The 20,262-nt window shown below is 35.6% G+C and carries 18 protein-coding genes; 12 read left to right on the forward strand and 6 right to left on the reverse strand.

The features are described from left to right. Together rpe and VB264_RS13740 are read right to left on the reverse strand one after the other, a co-directional pair. The gene (gene rpe, locus VB264_RS13735) at window positions 1–657 is read right to left on the reverse strand and encodes a ribulose-phosphate 3-epimerase (RefSeq protein ID WP_323250245.1); all 657 of its coding nucleotides are present in this window, start codon (window positions 655–657) and stop codon (window positions 1–3) included. A 3-nt stretch (window positions 658–660) separates the two neighbouring features. Further along, entirely contained in the window at window positions 661–2,433 is a 1,773-nt protein-coding gene (locus tag VB264_RS13740; RefSeq protein WP_323250248.1) for a glycosyltransferase family 39 protein, read from the reverse strand. A 188-nt stretch (window positions 2,434–2,621) separates the two neighbouring features. Here VB264_RS13740 and ligA point away from each other — a divergent pair, with 188 nt between their 5' ends. The 4 genes from ligA to VB264_RS13760 all read left to right on the forward strand — a co-directional run bounded on the left by ligA (window position 2,622) and on the right by VB264_RS13760 (window position 6,749). Continuing rightward, window positions 2,622–4,631, forward strand: a complete 2,010-nt coding sequence (gene ligA / locus VB264_RS13745; protein ID WP_323250250.1) for an NAD-dependent DNA ligase LigA — start codon at window positions 2,622–2,624, stop codon at window positions 4,629–4,631. A 187-nt stretch (window positions 4,632–4,818) separates the two neighbouring features. Then, window positions 4,819–5,700: a 4-hydroxy-tetrahydrodipicolinate synthase gene (dapA, locus tag VB264_RS13750; RefSeq protein WP_323250252.1), complete on the forward strand. Its 882-nt coding sequence runs from the start codon at window positions 4,819–4,821 to the stop codon at window positions 5,698–5,700. A gap of 277 nt (window positions 5,701–5,977) precedes the next feature. Further along, window positions 5,978–6,280, forward strand: coding sequence for a Dabb family protein (locus VB264_RS13755; protein WP_323250254.1), 303 nt, complete (start codon window positions 5,978–5,980; stop codon window positions 6,278–6,280). Then, window positions 6,261–6,749 (forward strand): hypothetical protein, encoded by a 489-nt coding sequence (locus VB264_RS13760; protein WP_323250256.1) that lies wholly within the window; start codon window positions 6,261–6,263, stop codon window positions 6,747–6,749. The genes VB264_RS13755 and VB264_RS13760 overlap by 20 nt, the downstream gene beginning before the upstream one ends. Window positions 6,750–7,263: 514 nt before the next feature. On the opposite strand, the gene msrB is transcribed toward VB264_RS13760, so the two are convergent. Next, on the reverse strand, window positions 7,264–7,764 hold the full coding sequence (gene msrB, locus VB264_RS13765) for a peptide-methionine (R)-S-oxide reductase MsrB (RefSeq protein ID WP_323250258.1): 501 nt from the start codon (window positions 7,762–7,764) through the stop codon (window positions 7,264–7,266). 220 nt (window positions 7,765–7,984) lie between these two features. Beyond that, window positions 7,985–9,274, reverse strand: coding sequence for an MFS transporter (locus VB264_RS13770; RefSeq protein WP_323250260.1), 1,290 nt, complete (start codon window positions 9,272–9,274; stop codon window positions 7,985–7,987). A 241-nt stretch (window positions 9,275–9,515) separates the two neighbouring features. On the opposite strand from VB264_RS13770, the gene VB264_RS13775 reads away from it, so the two are divergent. The 8 genes from VB264_RS13775 to VB264_RS13810 all read left to right on the forward strand — a co-directional run bounded on the left by VB264_RS13775 (window position 9,516) and on the right by VB264_RS13810 (window position 17,911). After that, the gene (locus tag VB264_RS13775; RefSeq protein ID WP_323250261.1) at window positions 9,516–10,025 is read left to right on the forward strand and encodes a Rieske 2Fe-2S domain-containing protein; all 510 of its coding nucleotides are present in this window, start codon (window positions 9,516–9,518) and stop codon (window positions 10,023–10,025) included. Window positions 10,026–10,041: 16 nt separating this feature from the next. Then, complete coding sequence (locus VB264_RS13780; protein ID WP_323250263.1) at window positions 10,042–10,482, forward strand: thioredoxin family protein; 441 nt, start codon at window positions 10,042–10,044, stop codon at window positions 10,480–10,482. Between the two features lie 40 nt (window positions 10,483–10,522). Next, the gene (locus VB264_RS13785) at window positions 10,523–11,416 is read left to right on the forward strand and encodes an FAD:protein FMN transferase (protein ID WP_323250265.1); all 894 of its coding nucleotides are present in this window, start codon (window positions 10,523–10,525) and stop codon (window positions 11,414–11,416) included. Window positions 11,417–11,483: 67 nt separating this feature from the next. Further along, complete coding sequence (locus VB264_RS13790; RefSeq protein WP_323250278.1) at window positions 11,484–11,672, forward strand: DUF4266 domain-containing protein; 189 nt, start codon at window positions 11,484–11,486, stop codon at window positions 11,670–11,672. A 269-nt stretch (window positions 11,673–11,941) separates the two neighbouring features. After that, window positions 11,942–13,159: a DUF3570 domain-containing protein gene (locus tag VB264_RS13795; RefSeq protein WP_323250267.1), complete on the forward strand. Its 1,218-nt coding sequence runs from the start codon at window positions 11,942–11,944 to the stop codon at window positions 13,157–13,159. Window positions 13,160–13,324: 165 nt separating this feature from the next. Further along, window positions 13,325–14,041: an SDR family oxidoreductase gene (locus tag VB264_RS13800; protein ID WP_323250269.1), complete on the forward strand. Its 717-nt coding sequence runs from the start codon at window positions 13,325–13,327 to the stop codon at window positions 14,039–14,041. A gap of 181 nt (window positions 14,042–14,222) precedes the next feature. Beyond that, complete coding sequence (locus VB264_RS13805; RefSeq protein WP_323250270.1) at window positions 14,223–17,306, forward strand: lantibiotic dehydratase; 3,084 nt, start codon at window positions 14,223–14,225, stop codon at window positions 17,304–17,306. A 158-nt stretch (window positions 17,307–17,464) separates the two neighbouring features. Beyond that, window positions 17,465–17,911: a MarR family winged helix-turn-helix transcriptional regulator gene (locus VB264_RS13810; protein WP_323250272.1), complete on the forward strand. Its 447-nt coding sequence runs from the start codon at window positions 17,465–17,467 to the stop codon at window positions 17,909–17,911. A gap of 155 nt (window positions 17,912–18,066) precedes the next feature. Here VB264_RS13810 and VB264_RS13815 read toward each other — a convergent pair whose 3' ends face one another. Then, window positions 18,067–19,131 carry an asparaginase gene (locus tag VB264_RS13815; RefSeq protein WP_323250274.1) on the reverse strand — a complete coding sequence of 355 codons (1,065 nt, stop codon included), beginning with the start codon at window positions 19,129–19,131 and terminating at the stop codon, window positions 18,067–18,069. Between the two features lie 148 nt (window positions 19,132–19,279). Then, window positions 19,280–20,065: a TatD family hydrolase gene (locus VB264_RS13820; RefSeq protein WP_323250275.1), complete on the reverse strand. Its 786-nt coding sequence runs from the start codon at window positions 20,063–20,065 to the stop codon at window positions 19,280–19,282. Between the last annotated feature and the right edge of the window lie 197 nt (window positions 20,066–20,262).

The following is a 20,262-nucleotide window of genomic DNA, read 5'->3' on the forward strand; positions in this document are numbered from 1 at the left end:
TTATTTGATTTTTTTAAGATTAGCAATTGTTTGAAGTGGGTCTTGAGCACCAAAAACATAACTACCTGCAATCAAAATATCAGCACCAGCATCTGCTAGTTTTTGTCCTGTTTCTTGGTTTACGCCTCCGTCAATTTCAATTAATGTTTTTAAGCCTTTTTCTTCAATCATTCTACGTAGTTTACGTACTTTATCGTAGGTAGCTTCAATAAATTTTTGACCACCATAACCAGGGTTTACCGACATCAACAGTACCATTTCGCAGTCTGGCAAGATTTCTTCTAATACTGATACTGGCGTAGCAGGGTTCAATACGACACCAGCCAAACATCCTAAATCCTTGATTTGTTGAATAGTACGATGCAAATGTGTACAAGCTTCATAATGAACCGTAATGTTTGCAGCGCCTAATCGTTTGAATTCAGCCAGATAACGCTCTGGTTTTTCAATCATCAAATGTACATCCAATGGCTTGGTAGCATGGCGATTGATGGCTTCGATAACGGGCATTCCAAAAGAAATGTTCGGCACAAAATGTCCGTCCATTACATCAACGTGAAACCAATCAGCCTCAGAGGCATTTATCATTTCAATATCTCTCTGGAGATTTGCAAAGTCTGCTGCAAGCAACGAAGGGGCAATTAAAATATTATTCATGCATTAATAGCGGTACGTTTTTTCTTTTAAATCAAAAATCTCAATCAAACGTCCGTCTTTTTTCTTTAAGATTATTTTATTTCGTTCTTTAGTATTAATTTTTTGGATATATTCCGCATCTTTTGGTAAATACATATTAACATATTGGGCATCTGCGTTAGACTGCCCTTCTACTTTTCCAATGGTATCAGCCACATACACAGTTTCGATAAAAGAGGGATACAAAATAGTATCTCCTGTTTGAAAACGCTCTTCTAGCGATTTTGCTATCACAGGATAAGGATTTTTATCTCTGGCTGCTACTCTATAATTATATTTAATAGATACATCGTTCAGTAAATCTTTGATGGTTTGACCCACAAAAAATAAATGTGATAACAGCACTACGCCAATAAAAATATTCAAGGGCTTTAAATTCCATTTTACTTGTGAAAGTGCTATGCCTACAAATATAATGGTATATGGAAACGAGAAGCCAGAATAACGCTGTGTTAGTCCAAAAGTATGTCCATTTTTAAATGAAACAAGCACTAAAAAGATACTTGGAAAAAAGCCCAAAATTGCTAAAAAAACCAATAGATGCTTAGCATATCCTGCTGTTTTACTATTCAAATTATAAAAGAACAGGTATGCTATTATAAAACAATTGATTAGTTCTAAATATTGAAACTTAGCAATGGTAAATACAAAAAACGAAACGATGTTTGCTATAATAACAAACCATAACCATTTTTTGTCTCCACTCAAAGTGAATTTTCTGATTGAAAATATTGACAAACCAGCTATCAGAATGGCTATTAAAATATTTTTGAAACCCACAAGTTTGCTCGTCAAACCATTGCTGATAATGAACAAATCTGTAAAAATGGGCAATGCTTTCTTAAATACATTCTTGGGCGTAGCAGGGTCAATCGTTCCTGCATGTGGATTAGGCACTAATCTGGCTTCCTGATAATATACCTTTGCCTGATAGGCGAGGGTTCTAAACGTGTAATCGCCTCCGCCATAGGTAATCCAATAACCAAATAGAGCAAAGCCAATTAATAAACTCAAGGGCAAGAAAAGCCAAGGCTTTAGTCTCCTCACATAGATTAACACATACAATCCATGCGCTATAAAAACAGTAGCCGTGAGGAAATGAGACAATAAACAAATGCCTGATAGTAAACCATAGAACAGGTATAACTTAACAGGGCTCTCCCCTTTATCTTCTCGTTGAATAATCTTCAAGAAAATGTGCGTAGCCAATAAGGTAAAGAAAAAACTCATTGAGTAGTTTCGGGCTTGTTGGCTAGTAGCAATAAAAAAGGGTTCTATTGCCATCAAAGCGGCACAAATCAATGCTAGGGTAGTTTGCTTGAAATGCTCCTTTACAAAAAAGGCTAATAATAATATGGTGGCTAGTCCCCACACTACCGAAAGAAAGCGAATTGAGAAATCGCTCAATCCAAAAAGCTTTGTCCACTGATGCAACACGACATAATAAGCAGGACTATTGCCAATATCACTCCGTCTGTTAGCCTCAAAGTAATCTTGTATTGATTTTTCTGCCCAAAATTCTTTGGGTGTAAAAGTTGTTTTTCCGGGTGTTGCAAAACAGTTTTTTTGTGTGCTTCCCTCTATCGCTATTCCCTGACTGACTAATAGCGATGCTTTTTCATCAAAAAATATTCCGTGTTTATCAAGATTTATTACTCGTAAAACTAATGCAGTCGAAAGAATACTAATAAGAATAAATAGTTGAACAATAGAGAACGATTTAGAAGTATTTGTCATCAGAAGAGTAAATTTATTAATTTCTTGAAATCTTCGTGACAAAATTACCACTTATTCTACTCAGACACAAAGACAAAAGTAAAAAGCCTTGTAAACATTGATGAACAAAAAAGATAATTTTAGTTCGAAAATTTAAAATAACTTATATTTTGGCGGTAAATTCGGTAAATTTTTAAAAGCTTATTTGAATGAACCCACAGGAAGAAATCAACCAATTGACAGACAGGTTGAATGAACTGAACTATCGATATTACGTCACTGCTGATTCAGAAGTATCTGATTTTGAATTTGATAAACTTCTTGAACAATTACAGTCTTTAGAAAAAACCTTTCCTGATTTTGTTCGTAACGACTCCCCTACGCACCGTGTGGGTGGAACTATTTCTAAAGAATTTGAAGCAGTAAATCACCGTTTTCCGATGCTTTCATTGGGAAATACCTATAATGAAGGAGAACTACTTGATTTTGATGAAAGAGTAAGAAAAGGACTCGACAATGAGCCTTATGAATATATTTGTGAATTGAAATTTGATGGCGTGGCGCTTTCAGTTTGGTATGAAAATGGCAAATTAGTGAGGGGCGTTACTCGTGGAGATGGTGTAAGAGGCGACGATATTACTTCAAATATCAAAACCCTTCGTACTTTACCCCTTAGCGTAAAGGCTGAAAATATGCCTGCTGTTTTTGAGGTACGAGGCGAAGGTTTTATGCCTTTATCATCTTTTGAATCATTGAACAAAGAACGAGAGGATATTGGCGAGGCACTTTTAGCCAACCCAAGAAATGCGGCCTCAGGCACATTTAAAATGCAAGATTCTTCGGTAGTAGCCAAAAGAAAGATGGATTGTTATCTCTATCAATTTTTGGCGTTTGACGAGGTTTTTAAAAGTCATGAAGAAAGTTTGCATTGGATGAAACGTGCAGGGTTCAATGTTTCACCTACTTGGAAAAAATGCAGTAATATTCAAGAAGTATTTGCCTTTATAGAACGTTGGGATAAAGCACGCTTTGATTTACCCCTTAATACAGATGGCATTGTTATTAAAATAAACTCTTTTGCTCAACGAGAAATATTAGGCTACACGGCTAAATCTCCGCGTTGGGCTATTGCTTATAAATACAAATCAGAGTCGGCCTCTACTACTTTAGAAACAGTAAGTTATCAGGTTGGTAGAACGGGGAATGTTACCCCTGTTGCCAATTTAAAGCCTGTATTATTGGCAGGGACAGTGGTAAAACGTGCGAGTATTCATAATGCCAATGAAATAGAGCGACTGGATTTACACATTGGTGATACCCTTTTTGTAGAAAAGGGTGGAGAAATTATTCCTAAAATCACGGGCGTGGATGTTAGTAAAAGAGCTTTAGATTTTGAGAAAGTACAGTTTCCTACTACTTGTCCAGAATGCGATACTCCTTTGGTCAGAAAAGATGGAGAAGCTAATCATTATTGTCCGAATGAAAAAGGTTGTCCTCCACAGATTAAAGGGAAGATAGAGCATTTTATTCAACGGAAAGCCTTGAATATTGAAAACCTAGGAACAGAATCTATCGATTTGTTTTATCAGAAAGGCATCATCAAAAGTCCAGCCGATTTGTATGATTTAACAAAAGAGGATTTAGCCAATTTAGAGGGTTTCAAGGAAAAATCTATTAATAATATCCTTTCGGGGGTTGAAAAATCAAAGGAGATTCCTTTTAAACAAGTATTGTTTGGTATCGGGATTCGTTTTGTAGGTGCTACAGTGGCGGAAAAGTTGGCAGTGTATTTTAATAACATAGACGCCATTGCTAAGGCTAGTTATGAAGAGCTTTTGCAAGTTCCTGAGATTGGTGACAGAATCGCACAAAGTGTAGTAGCGTTCTTCCAAGATGAGGATAATCAGCGGTATATTGCGCGTTTACAAGCCGCAGGTTTGCAATTTATCCATGAAACTACCGAAATTGTTGTGGAAGGGAACAGTTTAGAAGGAAAAACTTTTGTAATTTCGGGAACTTTTCTAAATTTCCAACGGGATGATTTGAAGATAAAAATTGAAGCAAATGGTGGAAAAGTATTGAGTGGCGTTTCTGGAAAATTGAATTTTCTGGTAGCTGGTAACGATGCTGGCCCTTCAAAATTGCAAAAAGCCCAGAAATTGGGTGTTCAAGTTATTTCGGAAGATGAGTTTTTAAGTATGTTGGAAGGAAAGCAGTAAGCTATGAGATTTGAGCTATGAGCCTTGAGCTATGAGATTTGAGTTTTTTTATTTATTCATTTAAATATTAATAAACATTCCTCATTTTCAAATTAACACACTTTCAAATTTTCAAATTACCCAAATTACCACATAGACCAATAATTTTTTAAATATAGACGATTGTATAATCGTAAAAAATCCAAAAATGAGACCAAAATTCCACGGCGTAGCTCCAGCTTTAGTAACCCCAATGTTTGAAGATGGAAGTATTGATTATGAAGGGTTAAAAAGATTAGTACAACACGTAAGCGACGGTGGTGTAGATTACTTAGTAGTGCAAGGAACCACAGGAGAGTCTGCTACAACAAGCACAAAAGAGAAGATAGCGATATTAGAATTTATCAAGGAGCATAATTCAAAGAATTTGCCAATCGTGTATGGGCTTGGTGGAAATAATACGCCAGAGGTAATCAAGGCGATTCAAGCTACGGACTTTACTGGTATAGATGCTATCCTTTCGGTATGTCCATATTATAATAAACCGGGGGCTCGTGGAGTGATTGCTCATTATTCAGCCATTGCTGATGCTTCACCAGTGCCAGTGATTATGTATAATATCCCTGGGCGTTCGGGCATCAATATGTCGGCGACTACTACGTTGAAATTAGCAGAACATCCTAACATTATCGGTGTTAAAGAGGCATCTTGTATCATCGAACAATGTATGGAAATTTATAAAGATAAACCTGAAGACTTTTTATTAATCTCTGGTGATGATGTGCAAGCTGTACCTATTATTGCTTGCGGAGGCGTAGGTGTTATGTCGGTAATCGCAAATGCTATTCCTGCTCAATTCACTACGATGATTCATGCGGCTTTGGATGGCGATTTTGCGACGGCTCGTAAGCTATTAGGACATTTCTTAGCGATTGACCCTCTTTTATATGAAGAAGGGAATCCAGTAGGTGTTAAAAAAATCCTTGAATTGAAAGGAATCAGTGGCTCAGATGTTCGTTTGCCATTAATGAAGGCATCTGATGAGCTAGGAGAAAGAATGATTGCCGTTATTGAAAAAGATAATTTATAATTTCCAATTTTAGTTTTAACTTCAAAAAATAATATTTCCTATTGTAAGACCTTACTTTTCTTTTCTTGATAAAAGAAAAGTAACCACAACGGCGGACCGTAAAAGAAAATCAAGAAATTCCAATCGCAACGGCGACCCGTCTCGCTTCGCTCAAACAGTGGAATTTCGAAAAAATGCTTACGCCAAAGAAATATTAAATATTGGTTAAAAAATCATACTAGATTTCAAATTTTATTAGGTTACTAAATCTTATTTTTACTCAAAATTAAAATCAGTTATGTTTGTTCACGTAGTAAATTTTTGGTTAAAGAAAGACTTGTCAGAAGCTGACCGTCAAAAATTCGTAGAGGGCGTAAAGTCTCTTAGCAATATCGAAAGTATTAAAACGTTTAGTGTAGGTCCTCCTGCTGCAACAGATCGTCCAGTAATTGACCGTAGTTATGATTTCTGCGAACTAACGGTATTTGATGATGCAGCTGGGCACGACGAATATCAAGTACATCCCCTCCATCTAAAGTTTATAGATGATTGTAAACATCTTTGGGAAAAGGTATTAATTTATGATTCAGAAAGTATCTAAGTGGACTAAGTTAACGCTAGGTTTTGTTTGTTTGACATTTTTATTGACTAATTGTCAGCCAACCAAAACCTTTCAGCCTACTTCTTACTATAGTCCAAACTACCAAAGTGGTGGTTATGACCAACATACAGGTTTAGGCTTCAAAATTCCTGATAAATACGCTATTGACGTTTTGCAGGGTGATGAAAAGCCTAAAGAAAACTACGAAGAAATGGATAAATTGACCATTTCGGAGGAATTTCCATTGACAGCCAATCAGGAGTACAAAGGGAGAATGCTGAAAAGAGGAAATGATCAACAAGAAAAAGAAGCAATCTTAGCTAGGATGGTGGCACAAGCCCAAGACTTAGGCGCTAGCGGACTGATGAATGTAAACTATAAAGTATTTTCAACAGCTACTACGTCTGGTTATATTTTAAGCGGTACGGCTTTTAAATATGTGTTGAAAAGGAATGTTAGAGAGAATTAACTTTTTTTAACAAAATAATTTAAACCCCTCATCAATAGTCGCGGACTTAAGTCTGTCACTATTGATGAGGGGTTTTGCTATGACATTCACTTCAAAGCCCCATCGGGGCGAGATATTTTGCCCCGATGAGGCTTTGAAGGATTATTACTAAGATACTTCTACCGATACAACGTTCCTAACGGAACTATAAATAGGACAAAAACATGAATCATCCCGAATTTCAAAATCATAAAAAAGCGGTCGAAAAACTAATTTCGACCGCTTTTTTATGATTAATGAACACTGAATTCCTACTGTTTGAGCGGAGCGAGTTTAGGAATTCTTGATTTTCTTTTGTTACTTTTCTTTCATCAAGGAAAGAAAAGTAAGGACTAGACAATAATTAAGTAGAAAACCTCACAAATTGTCTCCAAAACGCACAATTTTAGGAAAAATTCGGGATGACTCATGTTTCTTGATTTTAAATTCGAGATGGCTTTTTTTATATAAAAAGCTCACAACTGAAAGCTCAAAGCTATTTCTTGCTCACTTTCTCATCTTTTTCAAAATCTAATGCTACTGAGTTCAAGCAATAACGTAAACCTGTTGGTTTAGGACCATCTTCAAAAAGGTGTCCTAAATGTGCTCCACAACGGCTACAAAGGATTTCTACTCTTTCCATACCAAAACTATTATCGGCTACTTCCAAAATCGCATCTTTATGGATAGCCTTGTAAAATGATGGCCAACCTGTTCCCGATTCAAATTTTGTTTGTGAGTCAAAAAGAGGGAGTTTACAACATACACACTTGTAAATTCCTTTTTCATGGTTTTTCCAATATGCTCCTGAGCATGCTAATTCAGTACTTTTTCTTCTGGTTACTTTAAATTGCTCTGGTGTCAAAATTTTCAACCATTCAGCATCTGTTTTCACAACAGTAAATTTGTGGTGAGTAACCCCTGATGACTCTTCCTGTGCGGTACAATTAGTTAATATTGCCATGCAAGTAATTAATGTTATGATGATGATTTTCATTTCCTTATTCTATGTTTTAATGTATTTACTTTAATTACGAAAAAAGGAAGCATATAGTTTACGAGCTTATCTATATTTAACTATTATTTGTCCAAAACTGTCAGGGAGATGACATTTTTAGCGTTAGCTCTAAGCTGTGAGCTATGAGCTATGAATTTTTAATCTTTAGTTTTGAACTTATATATTATATAGCTCAAAGCTTATTGCTCAAGGCTCATAGCTATCTATAAACCTTCTGCGAAGGAACTCTTGATAAAATCACTAACCCAATGATAAAGAACACTGTGAGGAAAAGAACACTCATACGCATACTACCTGTTAGCTGATTGACCAAGCCAAACATAAACGTACCGATGACAGTTGAAAGACGGTCGCAAACATCATAAAAGCTAAAGTAAGAAGCCGTGTCTGGCGTTTCTTCTGGAATTAGTTTAGCATAAGTTGAACGTGAAAGCGATTGAATCCCTCCCATCACAAAACCAATGCCTGTCGCTAAAATATAAAACTGATTGCGGGTAGTAACAAAATAGGCTGCAATACAAATAACTACCCAGCAAACCACAATGATAGATAACGATTTAGTATTACCGATGTTCTCGGAAATTTTAGCAAAAAGGTATGCACCTACAATTGCGACCAACTGTATCAATAACACCGTTACAATCAAAGCATCAGAAGGCAATTTTAACTCTTCACTACCAAACAATGCTCCCAGATACATAACAGTTTGCGCTCCCATGTTATAAAAGAAGAAAGAACTCAAGAAACGCTTAGTATTTTTTAAATTCTCTAATTCATGAAATACTTTTTTCAACTCCTTAAACCCATTAAAAATCCAGTTTCCTCCATGTTTTTGAGCAACAGCATTATCAGGCAAATAATGAAACGAATATTGAGCAAATACTATCCACCAAATACCCACCGTCAGGAATGAAATTCTTGAAGCCTCTCCTCCCGTAATGCCACCATACCATTCTGGTTTTAGCACCATCGTAAGGTTTTGAATTAATAATATCACACTACCGATGTATCCCATGGTAAAACCTCTGGCTGAAAGCCTATCGTATTGGTCTTCCGTAGCGATTTCGGGCAGATAAGAATTATAGAAGACGATACTTCCACCCCATCCTACGATTGAAAATAGGAAAGCAAAAGTGCCTAAATAATAGCTACCTTCCACAAAAAAATACATCAACATACAGCTAATCGCACCAAGATAGCAATATAGGCGCATAAATGCTTTTTTTTTGCCCGTATAATCTGATATAGCCGATACTAATGGTACAGAAAAAGCCAATAATAAAAAACCCACAGAAACTGCGTATGAATATAAAACAGTGTTTTCGAGTTGAAATCCAAAAAAATCTAAGGTCCTGCTTTTTGAAGGCAACATTACTGCTGCAATAGGATAATAAATCGGGAAAATAGCGGAGGTAATGGTAAGAGAGTGTACAGAATTTGCCCAGTCGTACATTGTCCAGGCGGTTAAAGTTTTGGGATTATTCTTCATGGTATGATTTAAAAAATTACAGATACTACAGGATTATACTTAGTGTTTAACAAATATAGCTGAATGAAATAATTTTTAATCAAATCTACAATAGTCTATTCATTAAATCGTCTGAATTATTTTTTAAACATATTCGTCCTATGAAGCAATATTTAATTGAAAAAGATTGTATTCTATATAAGATTGGGACAAAGCCAATTTTAAGCGATTCAATAACCATTATAAATTATTTAATATACTTATGAAACGTCATGAATTTTTAAAATCAATCGGTTTCAGAGGTGCTGCTCTTATGGCTGTTCTTAGCGCCTGTACCAAAGCTGAGGATTCTGTTCTGCCTGCGCTAACAATTTCTCCAGCAAGCCCGAGTACTGGTTCTGGAACAGGGACAGGGTCAGAAACGGGAACTACTACCCCCACTACTGGAACAGACCTTAGTACCATCACCAATCGATTATTAACCATTGATTTATCTGCTAGCTCATCAGCAAACCTTAAAAAAGTAGGCGGATACATTACACAAAGTGGTATTGTGGTAGCTCAATCTTCTTCTGGTGTATTTGTAGCCGCTACCCAAACTTGTACACACGAACCCAAAAGACAAGTAATTTTTAATGTAAATGAATATTATTGCACCGCACATGGCGCAAGGTTTTCATTGACGGGGTCGGGTAAAAACAGTTTTGGAAGTAGAGGGCTCACAATATATAAAACTGCCACAGACGGCAAAACCGTAGTGGTTTATAGTTAAACTCAATCAAATTATTATGAAATCTATCATCGTATCACTTTGCTTTTTAATGTTTTTTTCAAATCCAGATTGGACATTAGATTTTGAAAAAGCTAAGTCAGAAGCAACCCAATCTAAAAAATATATCCTTGTGAATTTTTCAGGTTCTGACTGGTGTATTCCTTGTATTAAATTAAAAAAAGAAATTTTCGAGTCTGAAGCTTTTCAAAAATATGCTAACGAAAATTTGGTTTTAGTAAGGGCTGACTTTCCCAGATTAAAGAAAAATCAATTAGATGCTAAACAGACTACTCAGAATGAATTATTAGCCGATAAATACAACAATCAAGGTAAATTCCCACTGACTGTTTTAATAGACAGTAATGGCAAAAAAATCAAAGAATGGGAGGGCTATCCAAATACCTTGACTTCTGAAACCTTTATTCACGAAATTCAAAAACTTACCCATGCTCATTAGTGATTCTCCTATTTTATTTCATCAAAAAAAGCTCCGACTAATGGGCAACGCCTTTGAAATTAGCGTTGTACATGACGATGCTGATTGGGCGAATGAAAGAATAGAGGAAGCGATTGATGAAATCAGAAGGATTGAAAAATTGTTAACTACATTTTCGGATGATAGCCAAACCAATTTGATTAACCAGCACGCAGGGATTCAGCCTGTAAATGTTGATAAAGAGGTTTTTGGGTTGATTCAACGTTCGCTCAAAATTTCGGAACTAACCCAAGGCGCCTTTGATATTACCTATGGGTCTATTGATAAAAGCCTTTGGAATTTTGATTTAACGATGACAGCTTTGCCTGATATTGCAATAGCCCGACAGTCTGTTCGATTAATCAATTATAAAAACGTAATCCTGAATGCTAATGATTCAAGCGTTTTTTTAAAAGAGCAAGGTATGCGGATTGGTTTTGGGGGTATCGGGAAAGGCTATGCCGCAGAAAAAGCCAAAATGTTGATGATAGCTAAGGGGGTAAAAAGTGGCATTGTTAATGCGGCGGGTGATTTAACCACTTGGGGTACACAGCCAAATGGTAAATCGTGGACTATTGGCATAGCTGACCCAAATGCCCAACAACATAGCTTTTCTGCCTTAAACATCAGTAATGTAGCCGTGGCGACCTCTGGTAATTATGAGAAATTTGTGGTAATTGATGGCAAAAAGTATTCGCATACCATCGACCCTAAAACAGGCTTGCCAGTAGCAGGTATCAAGAGTGTTACGATACTAAGCCCTAATGCAGAAATTGCAGATGCAATGGCTACTCCTGTAATGGTTATGGGTGTAAAAGTTGGACTAAACTTAATCAATCAAATGCAGGGAATCGCTTGTATCATTGTGGATGACCAAAATGAAATTTTTACATCCAAAAATATTAATATCAAATAAAGAAGCTTTTTAAACTTTTACCAATAAAATGAGAACTAGAAAACAGTTATATATCATAGCCTTTTTGATGTTAGTAGGGCTATCAAGTCAATCGTGTGTTTCAGTAAAGGAATATCAAAAAAGTAGGATTAATGATTCTGAAATGGAATTGGCCTCAAGAAAATCTGAAAAATTTGAACAGAGTTTCTATATGTATCGTGAAGGTGCCTCAGGAGCCAATGGTGGAAAAAGTGGTGGTGGATGTGGATGTAATTAATTGAAGGGATTTACTTTTTAGGCTTGAAGACTTAAGGATTTGAAGACTTGAAGACTTATAAAAGACTTGGAGACTTAAAAGGCTTGAAGATTTGGAGACTTGAAGATTAAAAGACATGATGACCTCAGGACTTAAAGATTTGAAGACTTGATGACTTGAAAATTTTGATTGGAGACTTTAGGGGTTAAAGTAATTGCTCAAACTCCTTTACTCCTCAAGTCATTAAATCCTATAGTATCGCAACAAACAACCACTTAATCCTTTATTAAATGAAAAAAATAATTCTCTCAGTTGCTGTTTTAATGACAGCAATGTTGAATAATACATTTGGACAAGACAAAACCACAGAGGAAACCTCCTCTTATGAAAAAAGAAAACTTAAAGTTGAAGAAGTAAATTTTGTATCTAGCTATTATGGGCAAGAAGGTAATAATTCCGCTGTAACTGGAGGAATTGGGACAGAAAAGCTACGAGATTTTGCCAATTCAATTGATTTAAAATTGACAAAATATGATTCAAAAAACCGTCTGCATACTGTTAATATTGATTTAAATGTAGACTTTTATACGTCAGCGTCTTCTGATAATATAGACCCGTTAACGGTTTCGTCGGCATCACGAAAAGATACTCACTTCTATCCTACCATCAGTTGGAGCATGAAGAACGATGTCAACAGAACAACAAAAGGACTGAGTGTATCTTATTCAACTGAATATGATTATAAATCTTATGGTTTTAACCTAAGCTTTGCGAAAGCTTCAAAAGATAACAACCGTGAGTTTAGTGTGAAAGGTGGAGCATTTTTCGATACTTGGTCAATTATTTTACCTCCAGAACTTCGTCCAAACAATTATGGTTCTGGTGCGCACGGTGACAGTGACCCAATTGACTACCGACCGCGAAATTCTTATAATCTTGCCTTTTCGCTTTCACAGATTATCAATAAGCGATTGCAAGTATTGGTGACTGCCGAACCAGCTTACCAAGAAGGTTTATTGAGTACCCCTTTTCATAGAATTTATTTCAAAGATGGTTCTGAAAGTGTAGAAAGGCTGCCGGGTAGTCGTATGAAATTGCCTGTAGGTATGCGATTAAGTTATTTCTTAGGAGACCGTACAATCCTGAGGGCTTTCTATAGATACTATATGGACGACTGGGGTATGAAGGCTAATACGATGAATCTGGAAGCCACTGTCAAATTGAACCCTTATGTTTCGCTGAGTCCTTTTTATCGATACAATATCCAAACCGCAGTTAAGTATTTTAATCCTTATGGAAAAAATGATATTAACAGTGCTTACTACACAAGTGACTACGACATTTCTGGCTTCAATAGTACTTTTATTGGCTCTGGAGTAAGGTTTGTCCCTGCCAATGGTATATTGGGAATCAAAGAGTGGAACAGTCTTGAACTACGTTATGGGCATTATACTCGTACAACAGGGATGACATCAAACATTGTAACGATGCTAGTAAAGTTTAAATAAGCGTTTTATAAAATATTATTGCGAAGGTTGGCTGAATTTAATTTTATGCCAACCTTTTTACTTTAAATAGGTTGAAGAAAGTAGCTAAGACTTATAAAGGTTTTATAAATGTAAAAACTCATACATTTGTAATGTAAAACATATTCTTATAAACAAAAACAAATTATGTCACTTCAAAATAAAACCATTTTAGTAACTGGTGCAAGTAAAGGGATTGGTAGATCATTGGCTATATTATTAGCCGATAAAGGGGTAAATTTGAGTTTAGTAGCACGAAGCGAGGCAGAGCTTAGTACGTTGAAAACTGAAATAGAAGCTAAGGGTGCAAAGGCTGAAATATTTATAGGGTCTGTAGGTGATGAAGCATTCGTGAAAGCTACTATTGCTACAACAATTGCTAGTTTTGGTAAAATTGATGCCTTGGTTAATAATGCAGGTTTTGGCGTTTTTAAACAAGCTACGGATATAACTACAGAAGAGTGGGATGCTATTTATGAAACTAATGTGAAAGGAACTTTTCTTTTTTGTAGAGAAGCGATTCCTTATATGAAATCTGCTGGCGAAGGGCATATTATCAATATTGCTTCTGATGTTGCCAAGCGTGTTTTTGATGGAGGTTCTTTGTACTGCTCTTCAAAATATGCTCAAGATGCTTTTTCAATGGCTCTTCGTAAGGAAGTACGCAAAGATGGCATCAAGGTTTCGGTAGTGTATTCTGGTTTGGTAGATACTTATTTCCATGCTCGCCCAGAAGGAGACCCACATCAAGCGCAATATTTAACTTCACAAAATATGGCAGATGTTATCACTTATATCTTAGAAGCACCAAAACACGTGGTGATTGATGAATTGATGATTCACCCAATGAGTCAAGAGTATTAAAAATCGGTAGGGACGAATTGCATTCGTCCACACAGTCGTGCAATTTGCGTAAAAGCGTTCGACGATGCGGACGAATGCAATTCGTCCCTACTGTATATTGCTGTATTTATAAATAAATAATAAAATTTCAGGCATTAAACATTAATTTTGATGGTAACGTCAAACCAGTAATAAGCAGTTAATGTCAAATACGTATCAATTTCTGAAAAAACTTATTGTCAGAACACCATCCTTACCATTTATAGATGATGTTTCAGAAGCATTTCTGAAAGATTTATTCAATCTTCCTACTTTTTCAGAAGCACTTTACCTAGCCTCTCCAGTACTCTATCATGAAGCCCTGCTCTGGAAAGATGACAACATATCAGACCCAAAGAAAGCACAGAAAATAGCCTATTCAATCAGTAAATATTACAGCAGAATGAGTAGTAGATGTACTCCTTTTGGCCTATTTGCAGGTTGCACTGTCGTTGAATGGGATGAGGAAACCAACCTACAGCTAGCTTCTGAAAAGCAAAGAAGTACTCGTTTAGATATGCATTATGCTGGTGCTTTGGCTCAAAGTTTATCAGAAATTCCGCTTATCAAAAAACATTTAAAGTATTATCCCAATTCAAGTATTTACCAAATTGGGAATGAAATACGCTACATAGAATATAAGTATATTGAAGGACGTAGAACGCATCAAATCACCGCCTTTGAATGGTCTGAATACATCGCTTTAGTGTTAGATACTTGTAAAAGAGGGGCTAAAATACAGGAGATTGTCCCATATTTAATAGATGATGATATTTCGGAAGAAGAAGCAACAGACTTCATAGAACAATTGGTGGATGCTCAACTGTTGGTTAACGAGTTGGAACCAGCTATTACAGGAGAAGGATTGACTCAGCAAATGTTGAAGGTGCTTCAAAATATTAATGCAGAAGAACACTATAGCCCAATATTGTTAAACATCGAAGCGAAGTTAAAAAATATAGACGCTCATCAATCAAATGATATAACTGCTTATCAGGAAATCATCACATTAATTAAGCAAATGGATGTTCCGTTTGAAGATGGGAAACTATTTCAGACTGATTTGGTAAAGGTATTCAATCAAAAAAAGCTTTCTTTTACTTATCAAGAACAACTAAGTGAAGTTGCAGAGGTTTTGTTTCAGCTTGGTCAAAAGCCTGTCAATTCCCTCCAAGAAGAATTTATTCAAAAGTTTTATGACCGATACGAAGGTCAAGAAGTTCCCATTTTAGTCGCTCTTGATACTGAAACAGGTATAGGATATGGGCAAACGGGTAAAAGCAATTATACGCCCATTGCCAATGGTTTTGAAATGCCCAGTATCGAAAAAGATGAAATAGCACTTCGTCAAAATGCATTTAAGCAATACCTTTTCAAGCAATATTTAGCAGCCAATAAACAGGGTGCTTATGAGATAGCATTGAATGTGAAGGAATTAGAGCATTTTCAACAAAAAAATCATAAAGTCCCAAGTTCTACTTCATTAATATTCCGACTAACAGGATACGAACAATATCCTATTTATCTTGAAAAATTAGGAGGAGCCACTGCCATGAGTTTATTAGGCAGATTTGCACATACTGATGCTGAAATATTTAATATTACAAAAGAGATTGCACAGAAGGAACAAGCGCTTAATCCTGAGGTGATTTTTGCAGAAATCATCCATTTACCCGAAAACAGAATTGGGAATATTTTGCTTCATCCCGTTTTCTGGCCTTATGAAATTCCCTATTTAGCAAAATCATCATTGCCCGAACAAAATCAAATTTTGTTGGAAGACTTAATGGTTTCTGTTAATTACAGTCAAAAGAAAATCAAGTTAATATCAAAACGGCTTAACAAAGAGGTTATTCCTAGGTTGAGTAATGCCCATAGCTATTCGCTAAATGCCTTGCCAATTTATTATTTTTTATGTGATTTACAGGCTCAAAACATACCTGTTTCCTTTAATATTTCTTTGAAGAATGTAGTCCCTAACGCTAAATTTCTACCAAGAATCACGTTTAAAAATATTATCGTAGAATCTGCGACATGGAAATTTGACAAAGAAGATTATCAGGAGCTAATCAATTGCTCTACTGATAATTTATTAGCTTCCATTAAAGATTTCAGTCAAAAATGGGGAATACCGAATCGCTTTGTGTTAGCTGATTTCGATAACGAGCTTTTAGTAAACACTGATAACCTGTTGAGTGTTCAAACTTGGTTGGATACTATTAAAAATAGAAAAGACATTGAATTAAAAGAGTTTTTGTTCAACCCTGCAAGTGATATTGTCATTAATCAAGATGGGGAGACTTTCACCAATCAATTTATTGCATCTTTAATCAATAAGAAAACTGTTTTTGAAGGCATTCCTCCTATCAAAAAAGCGAACAATGAACCAACGCGTAAATTTTCCTTAGGCTCTGAATGGCTGTATGTAAAAATATATTCAGGAGTAAAAGCTGCGGATGATATTTTGACCCAAGCAATAAAACCGTTGGTAGCACAATTCCTCGAAGAAAAGGTAATTGATAAATGGTTTTTTATTCGTTATCTCGACCCTGATAATCATATAAGAGTAAGGTTTCATTTTACAGATTTACAATATTTAGGCAAAGTGATTATTGCTTTAAATGAGGCCTTAGCAAACCTTGAAACAGAAGGAATTATCCGAAAAATCCAGTTTGATACCTATCAAAGAGAACTTGAAAGATATGGAGCGGATGCTATCGCTTTAGCTGAAAGTATCTTCTTCTACGATAGCGAAGCGATTGTAAAGCTATTAGAACAAACTTGGGGCGACGAAAGAGAACAAATCCGTTGGCAGTTTTCTATTAAAATCATAGATGCTTATTTGGATGATTTTGAGTTTTCTTTACATCAAAAACTTGGTTTAATGACTCATCTCAAAGACAGTTTTGCAAAAGAATTCAGTGTGGATAAGCATCTGAAACTACAAATGGACAATCGTTTTAGGGAAAATAGAAAGACGATTGAAGGAATTTTAGCCAAAGAAATTGAGGAGGAATATGTTGTTCTTTTTGAAAGTATTCAACATAAAAGTGAACGCATAAAAGCTTCTGTTGGTGAAATAAAAAAACTCAAAAATGAAACCGAGGTAGCTCAATTTTTAAGCGATACTATTCACATGACCGTCAATCGTTCTATTGCAGATAATCAGCGTTTTCATGAATTGATTATTTATGATTTTATGTATCGTTATTACCAAGCTGAAAAAGCAAAAAGTAAAAAATCTTGAAATTGATTATTATAAATGTATTTTGAATTAAATTTAACTGTACTTTTGACTACTTAGTTTAATTAAAACCCAAAGACTGATTTGAGTCGTTTTTCATTTGAAAGTAGAAAAATGTTTTTTCTATCGACCTCTTTTCAATCTTCATTTTTTATTGTACAATGACTACAAATCCTGCTGATACCAGAGCTTACTTTTTTAAAATAGATACTACTATCAAAAAAATTCGGCTCATACTTCAAAAAAAATTAGACGATGCCAACATTGACATTACTGTAGACCAGTGGGTTTTATTAGATCATATCAAAAGACACGAAGAATTTGGTATTAGTCAGAATGAATTGGCAGAAATGACCGTAAAGGATGCTCCGACAGTTACCAGAATCATTGATTTATTGGTAAAAAAAGGGTTTGCCGAAAGAAAAATGGCTACTAACGACCGCCGTAGATTTATGATTACGCTGACAGATGCAGGCAGAGAGAAGTTTGAACAAGCCAATCCCATCGTAGTGGAAGTAAGAAGGAAGGGTTGGGGTGCTTTATCAGAGGAAGATTACAAAACCTTCGTAAAGATTTTGGATGTTATTTATACTAATATTACGCACTAGATAATTATTTACCCGCTGATTTTTGGAGATAAATGCCGCTGATTTACGCTGATAAAGAATCATAGACTCTGCGTAAATCAGCGGTATTTATCTGTGCAATTTGCGAGGAAATTTTGCCTAAAAGTTCGTTAACCAACAAAACTACAGCATCTAAATTAAGACATTTCCCCTGCTATAGAATACTTCAAATTCTTCTTTTTTTCCGCAAAATAAGTGTTTTGACCTAACACATACATCAGCTTAGTAATAGCAGCTTCGGTAGTTAAATCTGCACCACTTACTACGCCAATTTCTTGTAAATACTGGCTAGTTTGATAATGTCCCTGTGTTACTCTGCCACCATTACATTGAGATACGTTATAAATAATAATTCCTTTGTCGATAAACTCCTTCATCAAGTCTAGAAACCACTGTACTGTTGGTGCATTACCAGAACCAAAAGTCTCCATCACAACACCTTTTAGTCCCTCAATACCCAATATACTTCTAACTACCTTTTCAGAGATACCTGGGAATATTTTCAAGATTACGACATTTTCATCCAAACAATCATGCACAATTAATTTAGCATTAGGATGATGATGCTTGATGTAAGGCTTATTATATTCAATTTTCACGCCTGCTTCTGCCAAAACTGGATAATTCTCTGACTCAAAGGCATTGAATTGAACACTTTCGTTTTTTCTAGCACGATTACCCCTTAATAATATTGAATTAAAATATATACATACCTCAGAAATAACAGGAGCATTATTAATTCGGTCGGCTGCAATTTCCAAGGCTGTAATAAAATTCTCTTTAGCATCTGTCCTAGCTACTCCAATAGGCAACTGAGCTCCTGTAAGAATTACAGGCTTATTGAGGTTCTCTAACAAATAACTCAAAGCCGAAGCCGTATATGCCATCGTATCTGTTCCGTGGAGGATTACGAATGAGTCGTACTCATAGTATTTTTCACCAATGATTTTGGCTAAAGTAATCCAAACCGTAGGATTCATATTAGAAGAATCCAATAAAGTATCAAAAGTAAGAACTGAAATATCGAAATCTAAACGAGCCATTTCTGGTAAATTTTCAGGAATCTGAGCAAAATCAAATGGTACTAATCCATCAGATTTAGCATCATATACCATTCCTAAAGTTCCTCCTGTGTAAATAACGAGCACTTTTACGTCGCCTTTACCATGAGTTTTCGTGTTGATTTTTATAATATTATACATGTTTGCTGAATGAATTATAAATGGTAAATATAAGTTTTATACAAAGAAGGTTTTTTTAATAAAATATCCCTTTCTATTAGCTGGTGACTTAAGTCACCAGCTAATAGAAAATGGTATTGAAGGTTATTCCGTTACTAATAAACACTCATTAATTACATAAATTAATAGCATTTTGGGTACTTTGTTGAATGACTGTTTCTACACTACAAGCCATCATATCTGCTACTTTCTGTGCAATAATCGTTAGGTACGAGGGTTCGTTTCTTTTACCTCTGTAAGGTACAGGGGCTAAATAAGGGGCATCTGTTTCCAGCACAATTGACGTTAAATCAATGTTAGGCAAAATTTTATCAAGTCCTCCGTTTTTAAACGTAGCTACTCCTCCTATTCCCAAAAGGAACCCTAATTCAATGGCTTTTTGGGCTTCTTCTAATGTTCCTGTAAAACAGTGGAAAATTCCTTTCAGATTTGGGTCTGCATTTTTTTCAATCAATGCTACAGTTTCCCAAAAGGCATTTCTTGAATGAATATCAATCCACACATTATGTCTTTTGGCTAGTTGACACTGGTATAAAAAAGCCTCCTCTTGTTGTTTGACAAAGGTTTTATCCCAATATAAGTCCATCCCAATTTCACCGATAGCGATAAATCGATACTTGTTCAACCATTCTTCTACAATGGCTAATTCTTTCTCAAAATCTTCTTTTACATAGCATGGATGTAGCCCCATCATCGGAAAACATTGTTCAGGATATTGTGCTGCCAACGCCATCATTCCTTGAATTGTTTCAGCAGCACAATTAGGCATCCAGATTTGCGAAACACCTGCTGAAAAGGCTTTTTCTAGCATTTGGTCGCGGTCTTCTAAATAAGTCTCGTCATAAATATGTGCGTGAGTTTCAATGATTTGTAATGTTGATGATAAATTGTTCATTATATTGTTTTCTTGGGTTAGCGGTAGGCTATTAAGCTATTAAGCTATGAGCTATGAGCTATGAGCTATGAGCATTTTTGTGCTTGCCTAAAATAGGTTGACAGATTTATTATCCTGTTTAATTTACTTAAAATTGTAATATAGTTTGATTTGGGTCTGTTTTTTTTGTTCCATCGGATGTCCAAATGTTTAATTTA

It is taken from the genome of Arcicella aquatica, assembly GCF_034928825.1.
GTDB lineage: Bacteria > Bacteroidota > Bacteroidia > Cytophagales > Spirosomataceae > Arcicella > Arcicella aquatica.

Coding starts and splice junctions, on each gene's coding strand:
- VB264_RS13760 (WP_323250256.1), top strand. CDS start 6,261: ATGATTCAGAAAGTATCTAAGTGGACTAAGTTAACGCTAGGTTTTGTT.
- VB264_RS13790 (WP_323250278.1), top strand. CDS start 11,484: ATGTTAGTAGGGCTATCAAGTCAATCGTGTGTTTCAGTAAAGGAATAT.
- VB264_RS13785 (WP_323250265.1), top strand. CDS start 10,523: ATGGGCAACGCCTTTGAAATTAGCGTTGTACATGACGATGCTGATTGG.
- VB264_RS13800 (WP_323250269.1), top strand. CDS start 13,325: ATGTCACTTCAAAATAAAACCATTTTAGTAACTGGTGCAAGTAAAGGG.
- rpe (WP_323250245.1), bottom strand. CDS start 657: ATGAATAATATTTTAATTGCCCCTTCGTTGCTTGCAGCAGACTTTGCA.
- ligA (WP_323250250.1), top strand. CDS start 2,622: ATGAACCCACAGGAAGAAATCAACCAATTGACAGACAGGTTGAATGAA.
- VB264_RS13755 (WP_323250254.1), top strand. CDS start 5,978: ATGTTTGTTCACGTAGTAAATTTTTGGTTAAAGAAAGACTTGTCAGAA.
- VB264_RS13820 (WP_323250275.1), bottom strand. CDS start 20,065: ATGAACAATTTATCATCAACATTACAAATCATTGAAACTCACGCACAT.
- VB264_RS13740 (WP_323250248.1), bottom strand. CDS start 2,433: ATGACAAATACTTCTAAATCGTTCTCTATTGTTCAACTATTTATTCTT.
- VB264_RS13770 (WP_323250260.1), bottom strand. CDS start 9,274: ATGAAGAATAATCCCAAAACTTTAACCGCCTGGACAATGTACGACTGG.
- VB264_RS13795 (WP_323250267.1), top strand. CDS start 11,942: ATGAAAAAAATAATTCTCTCAGTTGCTGTTTTAATGACAGCAATGTTG.
- VB264_RS13810 (WP_323250272.1), top strand. CDS start 17,465: ATGACTACAAATCCTGCTGATACCAGAGCTTACTTTTTTAAAATAGAT.
- VB264_RS13775 (WP_323250261.1), top strand. CDS start 9,516: ATGAAACGTCATGAATTTTTAAAATCAATCGGTTTCAGAGGTGCTGCT.
- dapA (WP_323250252.1), top strand. CDS start 4,819: ATGAGACCAAAATTCCACGGCGTAGCTCCAGCTTTAGTAACCCCAATG.
- VB264_RS13815 (WP_323250274.1), bottom strand. CDS start 19,131: ATGTATAATATTATAAAAATCAACACGAAAACTCATGGTAAAGGCGAC.
- msrB (WP_323250258.1), bottom strand. CDS start 7,764: ATGAAAATCATCATCATAACATTAATTACTTGCATGGCAATATTAACT.
- VB264_RS13780 (WP_323250263.1), top strand. CDS start 10,042: ATGAAATCTATCATCGTATCACTTTGCTTTTTAATGTTTTTTTCAAAT.
- VB264_RS13805 (WP_323250270.1), top strand. CDS start 14,223: ATGTCAAATACGTATCAATTTCTGAAAAAACTTATTGTCAGAACACCA.